The sequence below is a fragment of the Kribbella pittospori genome (genome assembly GCF_004331465.1).
GTDB classification, from domain to species: domain Bacteria; phylum Actinomycetota; class Actinomycetes; order Propionibacteriales; family Kribbellaceae; genus Kribbella; species Kribbella pittospori.
The window spans coordinates 120,444-137,815 of record NZ_SJKB01000017.1 but is presented as its reverse complement, the minus strand read 5'-3'; the positions used below and the strand labels follow the sequence as shown (position 1 = coordinate 137,815).

21 protein-coding genes are annotated in these 17,372 nt (G+C 67.5%); 17 read left to right on the top strand and 4 right to left on the bottom strand.

Going from position 1 to position 17,372, the window contains the following annotated elements; genetic code table 11:
• Positions 1-4 precede the first annotated feature (4 nt).
• The 6 genes from E0H73_RS37785 to E0H73_RS37760 are packed head-to-tail and all read left to right on the top strand — an operon-like array spanning position 5 to position 2,395.
• On the top strand, positions 5-343 hold the full coding sequence (locus E0H73_RS37785; protein ID WP_131364784.1) for a gas vesicle protein: 339 nt from the start codon (positions 5-7) through the stop codon (positions 341-343).
• On the top strand, positions 336-1,127 hold the full coding sequence (locus E0H73_RS37780) for a GvpL/GvpF family gas vesicle protein (RefSeq protein ID WP_131364712.1): 792 nt from the start codon (positions 336-338) through the stop codon (positions 1,125-1,127). The genes E0H73_RS37785 and E0H73_RS37780 overlap by 8 nt, the downstream gene beginning before the upstream one ends.
• Positions 1,124-1,351 carry a gas vesicle protein gene (locus E0H73_RS37775; protein WP_131364710.1) on the top strand — a complete coding sequence of 76 codons (228 nt, stop codon included), beginning with the start codon at positions 1,124-1,126 and terminating at the stop codon, positions 1,349-1,351. Before E0H73_RS37780 ends, E0H73_RS37775 begins: the two co-directional genes overlap by 4 nt.
• Complete coding sequence (locus tag E0H73_RS37770; RefSeq protein WP_131364708.1) at positions 1,348-1,641, top strand: gas vesicle protein K; 294 nt, start codon at positions 1,348-1,350, stop codon at positions 1,639-1,641. Before E0H73_RS37775 ends, E0H73_RS37770 begins: the two co-directional genes overlap by 4 nt.
• Before the next feature lie 50 nt (positions 1,642-1,691).
• Positions 1,692-1,997 carry a hypothetical protein gene (locus E0H73_RS37765; protein ID WP_238164535.1) on the top strand — a complete coding sequence of 102 codons (306 nt, stop codon included), beginning with the start codon at positions 1,692-1,694 and terminating at the stop codon, positions 1,995-1,997.
• A 14-nt stretch (positions 1,998-2,011) separates the two neighbouring features.
• Positions 2,012-2,395 carry a phage holin family protein gene (locus E0H73_RS37760; RefSeq protein ID WP_131364705.1) on the top strand — a complete coding sequence of 128 codons (384 nt, stop codon included), beginning with the start codon at positions 2,012-2,014 and terminating at the stop codon, positions 2,393-2,395.
• Between the two features lie 40 nt (positions 2,396-2,435).
• Here the strand turns inward: E0H73_RS37760 and E0H73_RS37755 are convergent, their stop codons facing one another.
• Complete coding sequence (locus tag E0H73_RS37755) at positions 2,436-3,635, bottom strand: serine/threonine-protein kinase (protein ID WP_238164534.1); 1,200 nt, start codon at positions 3,633-3,635, stop codon at positions 2,436-2,438.
• Positions 3,636-3,943: 308 nt separating this feature from the next.
• Here E0H73_RS37755 and E0H73_RS37750 point away from each other — a divergent pair, with 308 nt between their 5' ends.
• A complete protein-coding gene (locus tag E0H73_RS37750) occupies positions 3,944-4,771 on the top strand; it encodes a mechanosensitive ion channel family protein (protein WP_131364703.1) in 828 nt (275 codons plus the stop codon).
• 59 nt (positions 4,772-4,830) lie between these two features.
• Here the strand turns inward: E0H73_RS37750 and E0H73_RS37745 are convergent, their stop codons facing one another.
• Entirely contained in the window at positions 4,831-5,082 is a 252-nt protein-coding gene (locus E0H73_RS37745; RefSeq protein WP_202867750.1) for a DUF6401 family natural product biosynthesis protein, read from the bottom strand.
• Positions 5,083-5,261: 179 nt separating this feature from the next.
• Between E0H73_RS37745 and E0H73_RS37740 the strand changes: the two genes are divergently transcribed.
• The 3 genes from E0H73_RS37740 (at position 5,262) to E0H73_RS37730 (ending at position 7,408) form a co-directional block, all read left to right on the top strand.
• Complete coding sequence (locus E0H73_RS37740) at positions 5,262-5,867, top strand: hypothetical protein (protein WP_131364699.1); 606 nt, start codon at positions 5,262-5,264, stop codon at positions 5,865-5,867.
• Between the two features lie 204 nt (positions 5,868-6,071).
• Positions 6,072-6,278 carry a hypothetical protein gene (locus tag E0H73_RS37735; protein WP_131364697.1) on the top strand — a complete coding sequence of 69 codons (207 nt, stop codon included), beginning with the start codon at positions 6,072-6,074 and terminating at the stop codon, positions 6,276-6,278.
• Between the two features lie 494 nt (positions 6,279-6,772).
• Positions 6,773-7,408, top strand: coding sequence for a GAF and ANTAR domain-containing protein (locus tag E0H73_RS37730; RefSeq protein ID WP_238164537.1), 636 nt, complete (start codon positions 6,773-6,775; stop codon positions 7,406-7,408).
• Between the two features lie 41 nt (positions 7,409-7,449).
• Here E0H73_RS37730 and E0H73_RS48115 read toward each other — a convergent pair whose 3' ends face one another.
• Positions 7,450-7,953 carry an NmrA family NAD(P)-binding protein gene (locus tag E0H73_RS48115; protein ID WP_272949182.1) on the bottom strand — a complete coding sequence of 168 codons (504 nt, stop codon included), beginning with the start codon at positions 7,951-7,953 and terminating at the stop codon, positions 7,450-7,452.
• The gene (locus E0H73_RS48110; RefSeq protein WP_272949181.1) at positions 7,848-8,429 is read right to left on the bottom strand and encodes an NmrA family NAD(P)-binding protein; all 582 of its coding nucleotides are present in this window, start codon (positions 8,427-8,429) and stop codon (positions 7,848-7,850) included. Before E0H73_RS48110 ends, E0H73_RS48115 begins: the two co-directional genes overlap by 106 nt.
• 93 nt (positions 8,430-8,522) lie before the next feature.
• Here E0H73_RS48110 and E0H73_RS37720 point away from each other — a divergent pair, with 93 nt between their 5' ends.
• The 7 genes from E0H73_RS37720 (at position 8,523) to E0H73_RS37690 (ending at position 17,335) form a co-directional block, all read left to right on the top strand.
• Complete coding sequence (locus E0H73_RS37720; protein WP_238164533.1) at positions 8,523-9,014, top strand: MarR family winged helix-turn-helix transcriptional regulator; 492 nt, start codon at positions 8,523-8,525, stop codon at positions 9,012-9,014.
• 96 nt (positions 9,015-9,110) lie between these two features.
• A complete protein-coding gene (locus E0H73_RS37715) occupies positions 9,111-9,425 on the top strand; it encodes a hypothetical protein (protein ID WP_131364691.1) in 315 nt (104 codons plus the stop codon).
• Positions 9,422-10,330, top strand: a complete 909-nt coding sequence (locus E0H73_RS37710; protein ID WP_131364689.1) for an FAD:protein FMN transferase — start codon at positions 9,422-9,424, stop codon at positions 10,328-10,330. The genes E0H73_RS37715 and E0H73_RS37710 overlap by 4 nt, the downstream gene beginning before the upstream one ends.
• Positions 10,330-10,902, top strand: a complete 573-nt coding sequence (locus E0H73_RS37705; RefSeq protein ID WP_131364687.1) for a hypothetical protein — start codon at positions 10,330-10,332, stop codon at positions 10,900-10,902. The genes E0H73_RS37710 and E0H73_RS37705 overlap by 1 nt, the downstream gene beginning before the upstream one ends.
• On the top strand, positions 10,899-12,116 hold the full coding sequence (locus tag E0H73_RS46715; protein WP_131364685.1) for an NADH-ubiquinone oxidoreductase-F iron-sulfur binding region domain-containing protein: 1,218 nt from the start codon (positions 10,899-10,901) through the stop codon (positions 12,114-12,116). Before E0H73_RS37705 ends, E0H73_RS46715 begins: the two co-directional genes overlap by 4 nt.
• Positions 12,113-12,310, top strand: a complete 198-nt coding sequence (locus E0H73_RS46710; RefSeq protein WP_238164532.1) for a ferredoxin — start codon at positions 12,113-12,115, stop codon at positions 12,308-12,310. The genes E0H73_RS46715 and E0H73_RS46710 overlap by 4 nt, the downstream gene beginning before the upstream one ends.
• 162 nt (positions 12,311-12,472) lie before the next feature.
• Complete coding sequence (locus tag E0H73_RS37690) at positions 12,473-17,335, top strand: NAD-glutamate dehydrogenase (RefSeq protein WP_131364681.1); 4,863 nt, start codon at positions 12,473-12,475, stop codon at positions 17,333-17,335.
• The last annotated feature ends 37 nt before the right edge of the window (positions 17,336-17,372 follow it).

Sequence of the window (17,372 nt, the reverse complement as noted above, 5' to 3'; positions counted from 1 at the left end):
CGACATGACCGAGCCAGCGAGGACTACCCGTCATTACCCGGCCGACCGGTACGGCGGCATCGGCCCGGCGGCTCCACGACCGGAAGGCCTGGCCGACATCCTAGAACGGGTGCTCGACAAAGGCATCATCATCGCCGGCGACATCAGAGTGAATCTGCTCGACATCGAGCTGCTGACGGTCAAGATCCGGCTGCTCGTCGTGTCCGTGGACAAGGCGATGGAAATGGGCATCGACTGGTGGACACGTGACCCGATGCTGTCGACCGACGCGCAGGAACTCGCCGACGAGAACAAGAGACTTCGTGAGCGCGTGAACGAGCTGGAGGGCGAGGGCGATGACTGAATCCGGCACGTACGTGTACGCGATCGGCCGGCGCGTCAACCCTCAGCGCCTGCGCGGTCTGGTCGGTCTCGGCGGGTCCATCGTGAGGACGATCGACCGGCGCGACCTGGTGGCCATTGTCAGCACCGTCGATCTCGAAGAATTCGGGGAGTCCGGCCTGCGCCGGAACCTCGAGAACCTCACCTGGCTCGAGAACACGGCCAGATGCCACGACGAGGTGATCAGGCGATCGGTCGACGCCGGCTTGGCGCTGGCACCGTTCAGGCTCGCGACGATCTATCGCTGCGACCAGAGCGTCCGCGATCGGATCGATGACCTGCACGACAATCTGGTCGCGGCGCTGGACCGGGTCGAAGGGCGATCCGAGTGGAGTGTCAAGGCCTACAGCCGGCCGGTCGAGGCCATCGGCAAGACCTCGCCCGGAAGGCAGCCGTCGTCCGTCGACGAGTCCGCTATGGGCGCGGGAGTCGCCTACTTGAACCGGCGCCGCGCCGAGCTTGACACCCAGGCGCAAGCAACCGAGCAGGCGGCGGTGTCGGCCGACCGGTTGTATGGAGAGGTCGCCGCACACGCCGAGGCAAGCCGCCGCCTCCCTTCCCAGGATCAGCGCCTCAGTGGCCGGACCGAGACGATGGCGCTCAACGGAACGTTCCTGGTCGACGCCGACCGCGCACTGGAGTTCTGTGGGTTCGTCAACGGGGCCTCCGACAGGTACCCCGCTCTCGATATCGAGGTCGACGGACCGTGGCCGCCGTACTCGTTCGCCACGCTGGAGAAGCTATGACGTCGCAGCTGCAGGCCGCCGCCGCCGAGCCACCGTCCGCGCAGAGCAGACCGGTTGCCTTGGTGGATCTGCTCGACCGGCTGCTGGGCAACGGCGTGGTCCTGTCAGGCGATGTCGTGATCTCGCTCGCCGACGTCGAACTCGTCCGGCTCCAGTTGGCGGCGGTCATTCATTCTGTCCGAGCGACCGATTCGCCGTTGACCAGTCCGGGAGCGCCGTCGTGACTCAACCACTGCAGCCTCTCGCCGAGCGGATCGACGCCGACGCCGACACTGTTGAGCGTGAGCTGTTCAAGCTGGTGCTCACGATCGTCGAGCTGATCAGGCAGCTGATGGAACGGCAAGCGTTCCGGCGCATCGACCAAGGTGATCTCACCCCGGCTCAGATCGAGGAGCTCGGCCAAGCCCTGATGCGCCTCGAGCAAGCCATGACGAGCCTCCGCGAGCGGTTCGACCTCACGGCCGCGGATCTCAATATCGACCTCGGCCCGCTGGGACCGCTGCTGGCCGAGTAGGAAGTCAGGCGATTGCAATGAGGGCACTTCGAGGAGTCTTAGCCGTTCTGGTGTGGTTGCTGGCGACGGTCGTGCTGATCGTCTCGGTGGTGCTGTGTGTCACGGTACTTCTGCTGCCGCTGGGCATTCCGCTGTTCGCGCTCGGCATGCGGCTGTACGCGTACGGCGTACAGCTGATGATGCCCAAGCCGCAGGAGGTCAAGCGCGGCGTCAGGAAGCGTCTCGGTCTGCGTCCACGCGATTCCGTCGGTGACGACGTGAAGCGTGCCGGCAAGCGCGGCAAGAAGGCTGGTCGCCAGCTCAAGAAGAAGGGTCGCAAGCAAGTGCGCCGAACGTCGAGAGCCATGCCGGGCTGAGCTGGAGGCAGGCCATGAAACTGTTGATCAGGCTCGTGGTGAACGCGATCGCGCTCGCGGTCGCCGCCTGGCTGCTGAGCGGCATCACCATTGAAGGAACGACCGACACCCGCCGGGTCATCACCCTGCTTGTGGTCGCCGCGATCTTCGGACTCGTGAATGCTTTCGTCAAGCCGCTGGCGACGCTGCTGTCGTTGCCGTTCATCATCCTGACACTGGGCCTGCTGATCTTCGTCATCAACGCACTGATGCTGCTGCTGACATCCTGGATCAGCGACGGCCTCGACCTGGGGTTCCACGTCGAGGGCTTCGGCACCGCAGTGGTCGGAGCGCTGATCATCACCGTGGTCAGCTGGCTGCTGAATGTCATTCTCCCGGACAGGCTCGAAACCGACTGATCGAGCGAGCGCCCGGCAGCACCGTCGTAGCAGGGCCTGGTCAGTGCTCCGGCTTCTTCGGCTTGCCTGGCTTGGTCTTCGCCGGTTTGTCCTTGGCAGGCGGTGCCAGTTCGGAAGACTTGCCTGTTCTGCGGTGTGACTTCGAGGCGGAGGGAGTGTGCGGCCGATTCGCGGTCGGCGCTGAAGTCTGAGGGCGTGATGGGGTGGGTTTCACCGTCACGGTGGTCTGTGTGACCGCCGGCGGGTTCGCGGCACCGCGTCCAGGGGTCAGGTCGTTCGTCACGGGAACCTCGACACCTCTGGTTTCGAGGATGATGCCGAGTGTCGCCGAGACCGAGAGCGCGAGTGCCGCCGCGACGCCGGCGAGCACGGGCCGACGCCGCCCGCGTGGTGAAACGACCGCGATCTCCGTGGTATCGACGCTGACGGGGGGAGGCACACCATCGGCTACCTGGGCGGCGGTCGGTCGACGTACGGGATCCTTGGCCAGCATCCACAGCAGCAGCGCCTCGAACTCACCCGCCAGTTCGGCCCGCAGTTCGCTCGGTGGGATCGGCTCCCGCTGGACGTGCTGGAACATGATGGAGGCGGGATCGTCGGCCAGGAACGGCGGATGCCCGGTCACCAGCTGATACAGCACACAGCCGAGCGCGTACACGTCCGACGCTCCCTCGGCAGGCTTACCCACAGCCCGCTCCGGCGACAGGTAGTGACTCGTACCGACGATCTGCCCGGTCGACGTCAGCGTCGTCGTTGTGTCCTCGGCGAATCTCACGATGCCGAAGTCTGCGACCTTGACTGTCCCGTCATCTCCCAGCAGGAGGTTGCCCGGCTTGATGTCGCGGTGCACGATGCCGTGCCGATGAGCTGCGGCGAGTCCCGCCGCAGCCTGCCTGACAATGCATCTTGCGCGTTCGGGCGACAACGGGCCGTGACGCCTGAGTTCGTCGCCGACCGTCCGTCCCGTCATGAGCTCCATCGCGAGGAAATACCCCTCGCCGTGCTTGCCGAAGTCGTACGCCGCGACCACATGAGGGTCACGGATCCGGGCGGTAGCACGCGCCTCACGCAGGAATCGGGCCGCAGCGGCCAATGTCTGCGGGATCGGCAGCATCAACTTGACGGCCACCGGCCGGCGTAACACCTCGTCGGTCGCTCGGTAGACCTCGCCCATCCCGCCGCGACCGAGGAAATCCCCCAGCCGGTATCGGCCTGCCACCAGTCCATCCACTTGGCTCACCGCAGATCGGTACCCGGGCCCGGGCAATGCATGTACATCGATTGTCCAGTGGGCTCACGGAGGGAGGGATCCAACCGGTAATTGCTGGAGGCGATGCGGTTGCTCCGGGAGCCGCCGAATGCCGGAAGTCGTCCACTTCCGACCACACAGCCCGGTACCCCGTAACAGGTACAGCACACCGTCTCTCGTCGGATATCCGGAACTCGGGCGTTTTCGCGGAGAAAGAGGGTACCTGGATGTCGGACAAACGAGGACGCCCGACATCCGCTGGGGAGATCGGCCGGGCTGGTCGAAGGGAAGCGGAAGCCATGGATCTCACCCAGTCATGGAACGATGCGGTCGGCGCGATCATCACGTTCCTGCCGAAATTCGCATTGTTCCTGGTCATCCTGCTGATCGGATGGCTGATTGCCAAAGCACTGCGCAAAATCGTCGACGTCGTACTGAGTCGCGTCGGCTTCGACCACGCGGTCGAGCGTGGTGGTGTCGGACGCGCACTCGAGCAATCCAGATACGACGCGAGCGGACTCATCGCGGCCTTGGTCTACTACGCCGTCCTGCTGATCGCACTGCAATTCGCCTTCGGAGTCTTCGGGCCCAACCCGGTCAGCGATCTGCTCGCCGCGATCGTGGGCTGGTTGCCTCGTGCGGTCGTCGCGATCGTCATCGTGGTCATTGCCGCGGCCATCGCCAACGTCCTGCGCGATCTTGTCGGCAGCGCGTTGAGCGCCCTGAGCTACGGACAGCTGGTCGCGAAGGTGATCCAGATCTTCGTGATCGCCCTCGGTGTGATCGCGGCGCTCAACCAGATCGGAGTCGCGACGACCGTGACGACGCCGGTACTGATCGCTGTTCTCGCCACCGTCGGCGGCGTGGTCGTGGTCGGTATGGGCGGCGGCATGATCCGCCCCATGCAGCGTCGCTGGGAACGCTGGCTGTCCCGGGCCGAGGACGACTTCCCGAACGCCCGTTCCCGCGACGAGGCGTACGAACGAGGACGTGAGGACGCTCAACGGAGTCAGTGGGAGCGGTTGCCCAACGAGCCGACGAGCAGTTCGACGACCGGTGTCGGCAGCAGCCTCGGCGACCGGCCGCAGACCCCTCCTCCGCCACCGGACGACCTCCGGCGATCCTGACAAGGGCCGTTGCGATCCGCCCTGGGCGGCGCCGCTCGCGTGGCGCCCTCGGGTCGGCCTCAGAACGTCGGCAAGCTGTGGATCCGAGAACGCCGGTCGGACAGGGCCAGGTCACATGCCGCAAGAAGACGCAGCGTGACCCAGTCCGGGGCGCCGGTGTCTGGATGCCACCCCCGATCCGCCGCGACATCCTGGATGCCTCGCGCATAGGCCGCGAGCTGAATCGGTCCGGCCCGGCCGGCGGTCATCGCCAGGATGTCACGCACGGCCGCGGCGTGCTGGTCGATCGCGGCGCGCACATGACATCCCATTGCGTCAGAGCTTTCGGTCCTGAGCCTCGCAGCAAGCGCGGCGAGTTGTCGTCTGGCGACCGACTCCTGCGCCGTCCTCAACCAACTCATGGACCCCAAGGCTACGGAACTGCTGCGGCACCAGGTGTGGGGGATCCACATGATGGCTGTCGGCGAACGCCGGAAGGACGCTGAGCCGAGTGGCAACGTATCGCCGCCTCTGGTTGGCAAGTTGCCTCCTGTGCGCTGCTCCGGGCGTTGTGTACGGCGCGATCCTCATCCCTGTCGAACTGCTCATTCCGCTGGTTCTGCTGGCGGCCACCGCCTGCGTCACTCTGCCCATCGACCGCGAGATCCGGGATTCGGGTCTCGAACCACGAAGGGCGGGTCATTGGCTCCGTGTCGCCACGGTCGCGTGCGGCACCTGGCTCGCCGTACTCGGCCTCGGCCAGATCCTGAACGTCGCGTTCTTCCTCCTGGTGCTGGCCTTCTGGGCAACCTCGCCTGGTGCTCTGCGCTGGTACGGGGAGAGGTTCCGGCCGGCGGTCGTCGGTGACGACGAGTACACAATGTCCACCGCCCAGCTCTGTCGGCAGTGGCAGGCAAGCTACGCAGCTCTTCAGCAAGCCGGTACGCCGTCAGTTCACCTGCAGATCGCGGCTGCCCGGCAGCGTTGCCTCGATGAGTTGGAGCGTCGTGATCCCGGTGGCTTCAGCGCCTGGTTGGCGTCGGCCGCCAGCGCGGGAGGCAACCCGCGCGGCTTCATCGAGGATGAAGCGTCGGATTCGCGCGGACCGGACACCTGAAAGATCCCAAACACACGCAATACAAGGGATTGAGCTGGGTACCGGGAGCTTGCGCCGAGGTTCAAAAAGAGCCCGCAACGGCCGCTTGAAGTCGCGGAGAACCCCGCCATGAGTACCAGAGTCCTACGAATCAGCCGACCGCGTGGAGACGCCGGCCTCGTCTGTAGATTCGTGCATCAACTCACCATCCGCTCCGGAGTGGCCGTGAGCGCCCGCCCATCGCCACAGCGTCGCGGCGAGTGGCAGATCGTCTGGAGCGACGGACCGACGATCGGCACCATGCGCCAGTACGCCGCCGACCTCGGCCGGGCGGTGGCCGGCGTCGATCTCGATCACCTCACGTGGTCACGCGCATCCCGCTCCACTCCGACGGACGTGTCCCGGGTGATCCCGAGAGCGATGACGGGCTGACTGCGGGGCGGCCGGCAGTTAGCCAGGTTTGCGGTTCAGGTGGCATTGAAGGAGCTCAGTCGCAGCCTTCGCCTGCTCGACAACACCAGAGCGCGGGCGCGCGGACTGCAGTCGCCTGGCAGATTGGTTGCTCTCGGCAAATGGCAGCGCGAGCGTCGACGGCTTGACCGCCTGCGCAGTCAACAGGTCAATCGTCTGATTCAGGGCTCCTGAACAACAAGTCCCGCGTCGGTCTGCCTGTACGCCGGCGATCTGATGATGCAGTCAGCGGCCGCCGCGATGTGTGGCGCCACCTCACGACGTGCCAGCCTGGCCCATTGCCGACGCGCTCTCTGGTCGTCCAGATGATCCGGGTCAACAGATCCGGATGGGAGCATGATGGTGGCATGGAATCGCCTGCTGACGCCGTACCAGTGGATGGTGACGGCGAGGTGGTGGACGGTCGGCCTGATCCGCACGCGGGTGGGCCGGCGGACGTGTTCGCGCGGCTTGCGATGGAGTTGCACGAGTCCGGTGGCGTCGGCGAGACGGTGGATGCAGTGGTTCAGTTCGCGTTGCAGGCGCTGAACTGCTCCTATGCGGGTGTCGCACTTGCGGTCCGTGGCCGACCCGAGGTGCCGGCGGCGACGGATCCGATGGTCGCCGAGATCTACCGCTGGCAGATGACGGCAGGTACCGGACCGCTGGTTGAGGTCATGCAGGGCCGGGCGTCGCTTCTGGTCCGCGATACGGCGACAGATCAGCGGTGGCCGGAGTGGGCGGCCAAGGTGCGTTCACTGGGGGTTCGGAGCGTGCTCGATGTTCCGCTCGCGACGACGGCCTCCATTGTCGGTGTGCTGGGTCTGTACAGCGTCGAGCCGGATGCGTTCGGCACTGACGACGAGGCGATCGCCCGCATCCTGGCCCGGCATGCCTCGGTCGCGGTCGCGACCGCTCGCAACGAGGCGACCATGGATCAGGCCGTGGATGCGCGCAAGCTGGTCGGGCAGGCGATGGGGATCTTGATGGAGCGCTATGGCGTGGACGGTGACCGGGCGTTCGCGATCCTGAGGCGCTACTCCCAAGACACCAACACCAAACTCCGCGACGTCGCCCAGCAACTGATCGACACCCGCCGCCTGCCACGCTGACCATCCCAGCCGCCCGCCGCTGGTTCGAAGCGTTCGGATCGTTAGTTCTGGGCGGACTTCAGTTCGTCCTTGTGGGCCTCGAGCCAAGTGGCGAAGGACTGCAGGGACGGGTTGAGGGCGCGGACCTTGGCCAGGTCGCGGTCGCCGGTGAAGCGGTCGGCGTCTTCGGCGTAGAACTGGAACATGTTGCTGAACTCGATGGCCAGCGGGAACGGGAAGGCGCGGTAGTCCTCCCAGGTCGGGGGCTGGTAGACGACCTCCTCGCCGAGTACGTCGGACAGGCCGGCGGCGTACTCCTTGCCGGTCAGGTGGTCGCCGGCGATGCTCACGGTCTCGCCGATGAACTCCGTACCGCGCTTGAGGATCGCGAAAGCGGTCCGGCCGATGTCCTCGGACGCGATGCCGGACAGCAGCCGGTCCGCCATCGGCATCGAGATCGTCAGCCTGCCGTCCTCGCCGCGGGCCGGCGGCATCCCGTTGATGAAGGCATCGAAGTAGAACGTGGTCCGCAGGAACGTCGTCGGTACGCCGTACTTCGTGAACAGCTCGTCCGCCTCGCCCTTCGCGTCGAAGTGCGGCACCTTGTAGCGCCCGTCGTCAGGCTCGGTACGTCGTCGCGGTCGCTGAAGAACGGCCTGGTGTCCTCGAGGGTCGACCAGATCACGTGCGCGACGCCGGCGTCTTTCGCGGCGGTCGCGGCGATGTCGGCCTGCTGGAGCTCCATCTCCGCGCGGGTCCGGGCCGCCTCCTCCTCGGGAGTGCGATCGACCCAGTAGTTCGTCACCACGAAGGCGCCGTACACGCCCTCGAAGGCTGCTCGCACGCTCGCCTCGTCGTCCAGGTCGGCCGCGACCACCTCGGCGCCGGCCGCGGCCAGCTCCTTCGCCTTCGCGGACTCCGGGTTGCGGGTCAGCGCCCGTACGCCGAACTCGCCGGACGGATCGGCCAGGATCGCGCGGGCCAGTCCGCCGCCCTGGGCCCCGGTGGCCCCGACCACGGCGATCAGCTTCTGCTCAGTCATATCGAACTCCCCAGTGCTTAGGTTGATGTGTCAACACGATCGATATTAGCTCGCCTGGTTGATGTGTCAACCCGGTCGGGTACGATGGTTCTCGTGGGCAAGGGACCGTGGCTCGACGACGACGAGCAGAAGGCGTGGCGCAGCTACCTGCTGATGCACAAGACGCTGGAGACGCACATGGAGCGTCATCTCCAGCGGGAGTACGGCCTGTCCAAGTCGGACTTCGAGATCCTGGTGAATCTGTCCGAGTCGGAGACCGGGCGGATGCGGGCCTTCGAGCTGGGCCGGGCGACGCAGTGGGAGAAGAGCCGGATGTCACACCACCTGACCCGGATGGAGAAGCGCGGCCTGATCCAGAAGGTGGCCTGCGACTCCCGGTACCCGGAGATCGCGATCACCGCGGAGGGGATGGCGGCGATCGAGGCCTGTGCTCCGGCCCACGCGGCCCGGATCCGCGAGTTCTTCGTCGACGTCTTCGGGCCCGACCGGCTGGCCGTGCTGGGTGAGGTGTCGGACGAGATCGTCGACACCATCCGCAAGCACGAGGGCAACGACTGCCCACCTGAGGTGAGCGGGAACTGCTGACCTGAGACGGCCTCTCAGAGAGCTTTCAGCAGAACTTGATGCTGGCTTGACGGTCTCTTGGAGTGCGGCTGATGGGTCTGCCGCGAGGCTGGCGGCATGGTCACCACAGAGGCGTTCGAAGAGTCCCACTCAGCTCGCCGGCGCTGGCTGCGCCGGGCGTCCGCGGCCGCGATCGCGACAGCGGTCCTCGGCATCGGCGGCACCGGGCTGTCCGTCGCGATCGTGTCCGCACGGCAGGCCGACAGCGGCAGCTCCGGCACCTCCGTGAGCTCCAACAGCTCCGGCTCAGGCTCCAGTTCCGGCACAGGTTCCAGCTCCGGTGGTTCCAGTTCCGACGACAGCAGCAGCTCGAGTGGGCTCGGCTCGGCCTCGTCCGGCTCGACCTCGCAGGGCGGGAGCAACGGATCATGAGCGCCTCGCGTACCTGGACCGCGTGGAGCTGCACCGTCCGCCTGACCGTCGACAACCCAGCCGTTCTCGGCGCCGCCTGTGGTGAGCTCAAGGCGCTGATGGATCGCGTCGACAAGGCGGCCGGCCGGTTCCGCCCGGACTCCGAGCTCTCGATCGTCAACGCCCGCGCCGGCGCCCTCGTCCCGGTCTCGCGTCTGCTCGTCGACCTGGTCGACGTGAGCCTGGTCGCGGCCTCGGTGAGCGGTGGCGCGGTCGACCCGACGGTCGGCGCCGCGGTGATCGCGGCCGGCTACGACGACGACATCGAGGCGGTACGGCGACGCTTCTCGGAACCACTGGCCGACCCGAAACCGAGCCCCGGCTGGCAGCAGGTCCAGCTCAACCGGAAGCTCGCGCTGCTCGGCGTACCGAAGGACTGTGCGCTGGACCTCGGCGCGATCGCGAAGGCATGGACCGCCGACCGGGCCGCCCTGGTGCTCGGCAAGCGCTACGGCTGCGCAGTCCTGGTCGAGATCGGTGGAGACCTTCGTGCGGCCGGCAATCCGGTCAAGCCGTGGGTAATAACGGTCGCCGAGCGTGCCGGTGACCCCGGCGTACTCGTCACCCTCGCTCACGGCGGTCTGACGACCTCTACCCGGACAGTACGACGCTGGCAGACGCCGACCGGCTACGCGCACCACCTCATCGACCCGCGCACCGGCAAGCCCGCGGATGGTCGGTGGCGAACCGCGTCGGTCTGGGCGCCGACCGCAGTACGGGCCAACACCTTCAGTACGGCGCTGGTCGCGACAGGGGAGGCGGCTCTCGGGCGACTGACCTTGGCTGGTCACCCGGCCCGGCTGATCGACGACGACGGCGAGGTCACTGAGCTGTCCGGTTGGCCGGCGTCGAGCGTGGCAGCTTGATGACGCTCTGGTACCTCGCCCGCGCGGCGGGCATCGTCGCGATGATCATGTTCACGGTGTCGGCCTCGCTCGGCATCCTCACCTCGGGCAGTCGTGATCCGGGCCGCCGGTTCTGGCTGCAGTACGTGCACCGCTCGGCAGCAGCCACCGGTCTGGTCCTGCTGACGACGCACGTCATCGCGGTCATCGCCGACGCCTACGTAGACATCAGTCCGACCGTCCTGGTCTGGCCGTTCGGCTCCGGCTACCGACCCTTCGCGATGGTCGTCGGTGTGCTCGCCCTGTTTGGGCTGGTGCTCGCCGCAGTCGTCGGAGCCGCCCGCGGCCGCCTCGCGAAGTCGGAGGCCCTCACCAAGCACTGGCGCTCGATCCACATCGCCGCATCCATCGGCTGGCTGCTGTCCATCGGTCACTCACTCCTGGCCGGCACCGACCGCGGCACCCCCTGGATGCTGGCCATCACCCTCGGCTGCCTGGGTGCAGTCGCCGCGGCGGGTGCGTACCGCGCCCGCAGCCAGGCAGCACGTGCCAGTACGCCGCTCAACCTCGCACGAGCCGGGAGAACGCGATGACGACCTTGCAAGACACCCGGGTGCGGGTCATCGGCGAGCCACGGTTGCTGGCGGGCTTCGACCAGGGTCGCGCGGATCTGCAGCGCCATCACTGGACCCACGGGACTCAGCCGGACCTCACCCGCGAGACCTACACGCGGCTGGCCGAGTCCGTCGGCCTCAGAGGACGCGGCGGCGCGGCGTTTCCGGTCGCGCTGAAGCTGGCCGACCTCCCCGCGCGCGGCGTCGAGGCTGTCGTCGTCAACGGTTCTGAGAGCGAGCCGGTGAGCCGCAAGGACCGTCTGCTCCTGACCGTCGCACCGCACCTGGTCCTGGACGGAGCTGTCGGCCTGGCCCGCGCACTTGGTGCGCCGCACGTGCTGATCGCCGTACATGATGCGGTGGCGGCCACCTCCGTTCGGGAGGCGATCGTGGAGCGGGACGACGGTGTGGCGATCGAGGTGAGCGACACACCTGGCCGCTTTGTCGCAGGTGAGGCCCGTGCAGTACTGAGCGCGTTGGAAGGCGGTCCCGCCGTACCGCCTGGGCGGAGGGTGTTGCCGACGCGGAAGGGGTACCACCGGCGGCCGACGTTCCTGTCGAACGTGGAGACGTTCGCGCAGCTCGCCGTACTCGCGCGGCTGGGGTCCAAGGGGTTCAGCAGCACCGGACTGATCAGCGAGCCCGGGACTCAGTTGCTGACGATCGACGGCGCGGTGCGGCAGCCGGGTGTGATCGAGACGCCGACCGGTGTGCCGCTGGACACCGTGCTGCAGTTCTCGGGTGCGGAACCCGGTCCGGTGCTGCTGGGTGGGTACCACGGCCGCTGGCTCGCGCGGACCGACGGTCTGACGCTGCAGCGACCGGAGGCGTCGGCCGGGATCATCGTGGCGCTCGGGTCGGACACCTGTCCGCTGGGTGAGGTGCACCGGGTCGCGGGTTGGCTGGCGAGTCAGTCAGCCGGGCAATGCGGGCCGTGCGTGTTCGGCCTCGCGGCACTGGTCGACGACTTCGGCAGATTGGTGCGGGGCGAGCCGGCCGGGTGGCACGAGGCCCACCGTCACCTGGGTCTCGTCCCCGGGCGGGGCGCCTGCGCGCATCCGGACGGCTCGGCGCGGTTCCTCGCGTCGGCGTTGGAGGTGTTCGGCGAGGACGTGCGGCTCCACCTCGGGGGAGGCGGCGGCTGCGGCCGGCCGGTGCGCGGAGTCCTGCCTGTGCCTGGAGGCGAGTGGTGAACAGACTGGAGATCGACTGGACGCGCTGCGACGGGCACGGCCTCTGCGCCACCCTGTTGCCGGACGACGTCGTCCTCGACGAATGGGGTTTCCCGGTGCTGCGCGGACGGGAGATCACCGCCGGTGCCGCGCCGGACGTACGCCGCGCGATCCTGGCCTGCCCGGCACTGGCGTTGCGCTTTGCTGACAGGTGAAATACGCCATGCAACCGATCCGTGAAGTGTGATCTACAAGGCTCTGGACAGGCTCGTCCCGACATCACACCAGTGACAAAGGTGGACTAGTCTCTGAGTGATCGCACAATGTCGTGCGGTCCGGCGCGAGCGGCGCCGAGGCACGCGTGGAGACGGTGGGGAATGCAGAGCAAGCTGGACGTCCAGAAGGCGGAAGTTCTCGCCAAGGCGGTGGCTGCGGGAACACATGGGCACGACAAATCGGTGGATCCCGGGAAGCTGAGGACGTTCCTCGAGCGCTACTACCGGTACGTCGCCGCCGAGGACGTGGCCGAACGCCAGCCGACCGACTGTCTGGGCGCTGCACGGCACCATTACAAGACCGCCGCATCGCGGCCGCAGGGTACGGCGAAGGTTCACGTCTTCACCCCGACCCTGGAGGAGCACGGCTGGTCCGCGGACGGCCGGACCGTGGTCGAGATCGTCGTCGACGACATGCCCTTCCTGGTGGACAGCGCCTCGATGGCGATCACCGACCACAGCCTCGAGTTGCAGCTGCTGATCCACCCCCAGTTCGTGGTCCGGCGGGATGTCGCCGGCACGCTGCAGGAGGTCCTGGACGACACCGAGCCCTCGGACGCGCACGATCTGGTCCGGGAGAGCTGGATGCACCTGGAGATCGAGCGGATCGCCGACGTGGCCGACCAGCGGGCCCTGGAGCAGGCGCTGCAGAAGGTGCTGCACGACGTGCGCGAGGCGGTCGAGGACTGGCCGAAGATGCACGAGAAGGCGGTCTCGATCGCCGAGGAGCTGAACGCGGCCGACCTACCGGTGGGCGAGAACGAGGTGGAGGAGGCGCGCGAGCTGCTGGAGTGGCTGGCCGACGAGCACTTCACCTTCCTCGGCTACCGCGAGTACGACTTCACCATGGAGGGCGAGCAGGGCATCCTGCGCGGCCGTCCCGGGACCGGGCTGGGCATCCTCCGGCCGGACCCGAAGCCGAACTCCGGCAAGCTCCCGCCCGAGGTGAGCGCGAAGGCCCGTGAGCGCAAGCTGCTGATCCTGACCAAGGCGAACTCGCGGTCCACCGTGCACCGGTCGGCGTACCTGGACTATGTGGGTATCAAGCAGTTCGATGCGAACGGCGACCCGGTGCTGGAGCGCCGGTTCATCGGTCTGCTGTCGTCGACGGCGTACACCGAGAGCGTCATGCAGGTGCCGGTACTGCGGCGCAAGGCGCTGGAGCTGTTCCGGCTGACCGGCTTCGACCCGAACAGCCACAGCGGCAAGGGTCTGCTCGACGTACTGGAGACGTACCCGCGCGACGAGTTGCTGCAGGCGCCGGTGGAGGACCTGCTGCCGATCGTGCAGTCGGTGCTGCACCTGCAGGAGCGGCGTGCGGTCAAGCTGTTCGTACGGCGTGACGTCTACAACCGCTACCTGTCCTGCCTGGTGTACCTGCCGCGTGACCGCTACACCACTGCGGTCCGGCTGCGGATGCAGCAGATCCTCAAGGACGCCATCGGCGCCGAGTCCGTCACGTACGCGGCGTACGTCACCGAGTCCGTGCTGGCCCGCGTCCACTTCGTCGTCCGGATGAAGCAGGGCGAGACCGTGGGGGAGTTCGACTCCGAGCTGCTCGAGCAGAAGGTGGTCGAGGCGACCCGCGCCTGGGAGGACGACTTCACCGCGGCCCTGCACGCCCAGGGTGGCGACGGTGCCGTGACACAACTGGCCCGCCGGTACGCCGGTGCTTTCCCGGAGGCGTACAAGGAGGACTTCGACGCCCGGGTCGCCGTCAAGGATGTGACCGTGCTGGAGGCGCTGCCGCCCGAGAACGGGCTGGCCATGTCGCTCTACAGTCCGCTGGACGAGGAGTGGGAGGGCGAACGCCGCTTCAAGGTCTACCGGACCGGATCGGCGCTGTCGCTGTCGCAGGTGCTGCCGCATCTGACCCACATGGGCGTCGAGGTCATCGACGAGCGCCCGTACGAGATCCGCCGCGGCGACGCGACGGTGTACATCTACGACTTCGGGCTGAAGGCGCCGGAGAACACCGACGAGCGCGAGGAACTGCGCAAGCTCTTCTCCGACACCTTCCAGGCGGTCTGGCAGGGCCGGGCCGAGTCCGACAAGCTGAACGCGCTGGTCCTGCGCGGGAACCTCAGCTGGCGTCAGGTCTCGATCCTGCGGGCGTACCAGCGGTACATCCGGCAGGGCGGTACGCCGTTCAGCCAGGACTACATCGAGAACACGTTCCTGAACCACGTGGACGTGGCCGGCCTGCTCGTCCAGCTGTTCGAGGTCAGCTTCGACCCGGCCCGCGGCGCCGCCGACGATCCGGACCGGATCGCCCGGACAGCCCAGCTGGAGAAGGAGATCCTGGCCGCGCTGGACACGGTGCAGAGCCTGGACGAGGACCGGATCCTGCGGTCCTACCTGACCGTGATCAAGGCGACGCTGCGGACGAACTTCTTCCAGCCCCGGATCGCCGACGGCCAGCCGCGTGACTACATCTCGATCAAGCTGGAGCCGAAGGCGATCCCGGATCTGCCGCAGCCGCGGCCGGCGTACGAGATCTTCGTGTACTCGCCACAGGTCGAAGGTGTGCACCTGCGCTTCGGCGCGGTCGCCCGCGGCGGGCTGCGCTGGTCCGACCGTCGCGAGGACTTCCGGACCGAGGTGCTCGGCCTGGTCAAGGCGCAGATGGTGAAGAACTCCGTGATCGTGCCGGTCGGCGCGAAGGGCGGGTTCTACGCCAAGAAGCTGCCCGACCCGACCGTTGACCGCGACGCCTGGCTGGCCGAGGGCATCGCGTCGTACAAGACCTTCATCTCCGGTCTGCTCGACATCACCGACAACATCGTTGCCGGTGGCATCGTCGCGCCGCGGGACGTGGTCCGGTACGACGGCGACGACGCCTACCTGGTCGTTGCCGCGGACAAGGGCACGGCGACGTTCTCGGACATCGCGAACGGGGTCGCGAAGCAGTACGGCTTCTGGCTGGGCGACGCGTTCGCCTCCGGTGGCTCGGTCGGGTACGACCACAAGGCGATGGGCATCACCGCGCGCGGTGCCTGGGAGTCGGTCAAGCGGCACTTCCGCGAGATGGGCCACGACTGCCAGAACGAGGACTTCAGCGTCGTCGGGGTCGGCGACATGTCCGGTGACGTGTTCGGCAACGGGATGCTGGCCTCGGAGCACATCCGGCTGGTCGCGGCGTTCGACCACCGGCACATCTTCCTCGACCCGTCACCGGACGCGGCCAAGTCGTATTTGGAGCGCCGGCGGCTGTTCGATCTGCCGCGGTCGTCCTGGGCCGACTACGACTCGGGCCTGATCTCCGAGGGCGGCGGCATCTACCCGCGGACCGACAAGGCGATCCCGATCTCGGCCGAGGTCCGCCAGGTGCTCGGCATCGAGGGCAGCCCGGCGACGCTGACGCCGGCCGAACTGATGAACGCGATCCTGAAGGCGCCGGTCGACCTGTTCTGGAACGGCGGCATCGGCACCTACGTGAAGGCGTCGACCGAGTCGAACGGCGACGTCGGCGACAAGGCGAACGACGCGATCCGGATCAACGGCGCCGACCTGCGCGCCCGGGCGGTCGGCGAAGGCGGCAACCTCGGCTTCACCCAGCTGGGCCGGATCGAGTACGCCGCGGGTGGCGGCCGGATCAACACCGACTTCATCGACAACGTGGCCGGCGTGGACACCTCCGACCACGAGGTGAACATCAAGATCCTGCTGGACAAGGTGGTTGCCGACGGCGACCTGACCGAGAAGCAGCGCAACGACATCATCGCGTCGATGACCGACGAGGTCGCCGGGCTGGTGCTGAAGAGCAACTACCGGCAGAACATCGCGCTGGCCAACGCGACCGCGCAGGCGCCGGCCCTGATGCACGTCCACCAGGACTGGGTACGGCGGCTGGAGAAGCAAGGACTGCTGAACCGCGAACTGGAGTTTCTGCCGAGCGTCGCCGAGTTCAAGCGGCGCAAGGCCGATGGACGCGGGCTGACCTCACCTGAACTGTCGGTGCTGATCGCCTACACGAAGATCGTGCTCGAGGCCGAGCTGCTGAAGACGTCGCTGCCGGACGACCACTACCTGGCGCACAAGCTGTCCAGCTACTTCCCGAAGGCGATCCAGGAGCGGTTCGCCGAGCAGATCCAGTCCCACCAGCTGCGGCGCGAGATCATCACCACCCAGGTGGTGAACGAGTTCGTCAACACGTCCGGCATCACGGCGTACCACCGGCTCTCGCTGGAGACCGGCGGCACGGTCGAGGACGTCGTACGCGCCAACCTGGCCGCGTCCCGGATCTTCGCGCAGCCCGAGCTGCTGTCCGGGAATGCTGCTCTCGACAACGTCGTCGACGCGGCGACGCAGACGCACATGCGGCTGGAGACCCGGACGCTGGTTGAGCGAGCCACGCGCTGGCTGGTCAGCAACCAGCGGCCACCGGTCGACATCGAGGAACTGATCGAGCTCTTCGCGCCGGGGATCGCGAGTCTGACCGCCGCGCTGCCGGACATCCTGCGCGGTCGCGAGCTGGCGTTGTTCGAGCAGCGGCGGGAAGCCCTTGTACAGAAGGGGGTTTCGCCCGAGTTCGCCACCCGGATCGCGGTGCTTCCCCCGGCGTACGCCGGACTGGGCGTGGTCGAGACCGCGTCCCGCGACAACCTCGACATCCTCGAGGTCGCCAAGGTTCACCTCGCTCTCGGCGAGCGCCTGCAACTGGGCCGCTTCCTGGAACGCATCATCGGGCTGCCTCGCACCGACCGCTGGCAGACGATGGCCCGGGCCGCACTGCGGGACGACCTGCACGCCGTCCACGCCCGCCTGACCCGCCAGGTCCTCGCCACCACGGACGCGACCGACGAACCCGAGGACCGCGTCATCACCTGGCAGGACCAGAACGAAGCAGCCCTGTCGCGAGCCGCCACCATGCTCGAGGAAATCGTCGAAACCGAAGGCCCCGAACTGGCCCACTTGTCAGTCGGCCTCCGCCTGGTCCGAACCCTCCTCGCCAACCAGGCCTGACGCCTCGCCAGCTAGCCGGATGGAACCCCGTCCGGCT

Bases quoted from the DNA above. Each gene is read 5' to 3' on its own strand.
- E0H73_RS37785 (WP_131364784.1), top strand. From the start codon at position 5: ATGACCGAGCCAGCGAGGACTACCCGTCATTACCCGGCCGACCGGTAC.
- E0H73_RS37780 (WP_131364712.1), top strand. From the start codon at position 336: ATGACTGAATCCGGCACGTACGTGTACGCGATCGGCCGGCGCGTCAAC.
- E0H73_RS37775 (WP_131364710.1), top strand. From the start codon at position 1,124: ATGACGTCGCAGCTGCAGGCCGCCGCCGCCGAGCCACCGTCCGCGCAG.
- E0H73_RS37760 (WP_131364705.1), top strand. From the start codon at position 2,012: ATGAAACTGTTGATCAGGCTCGTGGTGAACGCGATCGCGCTCGCGGTC.
- E0H73_RS37750 (WP_131364703.1), top strand. From the start codon at position 3,944: ATGGATCTCACCCAGTCATGGAACGATGCGGTCGGCGCGATCATCACG.
- E0H73_RS37745 (WP_202867750.1), bottom strand. From the start codon at position 5,082: ATGGGATGTCATGTGCGCGCCGCGATCGACCAGCACGCCGCGGCCGTG.
- E0H73_RS37730 (WP_238164537.1), top strand. From the start codon at position 6,773: ATGGAGTTGCACGAGTCCGGTGGCGTCGGCGAGACGGTGGATGCAGTG.
- E0H73_RS48110 (WP_272949181.1), bottom strand. From the start codon at position 8,429: ATGACTGAGCAGAAGCTGATCGCCGTGGTCGGGGCCACCGGGGCCCAG.
- E0H73_RS37715 (WP_131364691.1), top strand. From the start codon at position 9,111: ATGGTCACCACAGAGGCGTTCGAAGAGTCCCACTCAGCTCGCCGGCGC.
- E0H73_RS37710 (WP_131364689.1), top strand. From the start codon at position 9,422: ATGAGCGCCTCGCGTACCTGGACCGCGTGGAGCTGCACCGTCCGCCTG.
- E0H73_RS37705 (WP_131364687.1), top strand. From the start codon at position 10,330: ATGACGCTCTGGTACCTCGCCCGCGCGGCGGGCATCGTCGCGATGATC.
- E0H73_RS46715 (WP_131364685.1), top strand. From the start codon at position 10,899: ATGACGACCTTGCAAGACACCCGGGTGCGGGTCATCGGCGAGCCACGG.
- E0H73_RS37690 (WP_131364681.1), top strand. From the start codon at position 12,473: ATGCAGAGCAAGCTGGACGTCCAGAAGGCGGAAGTTCTCGCCAAGGCG.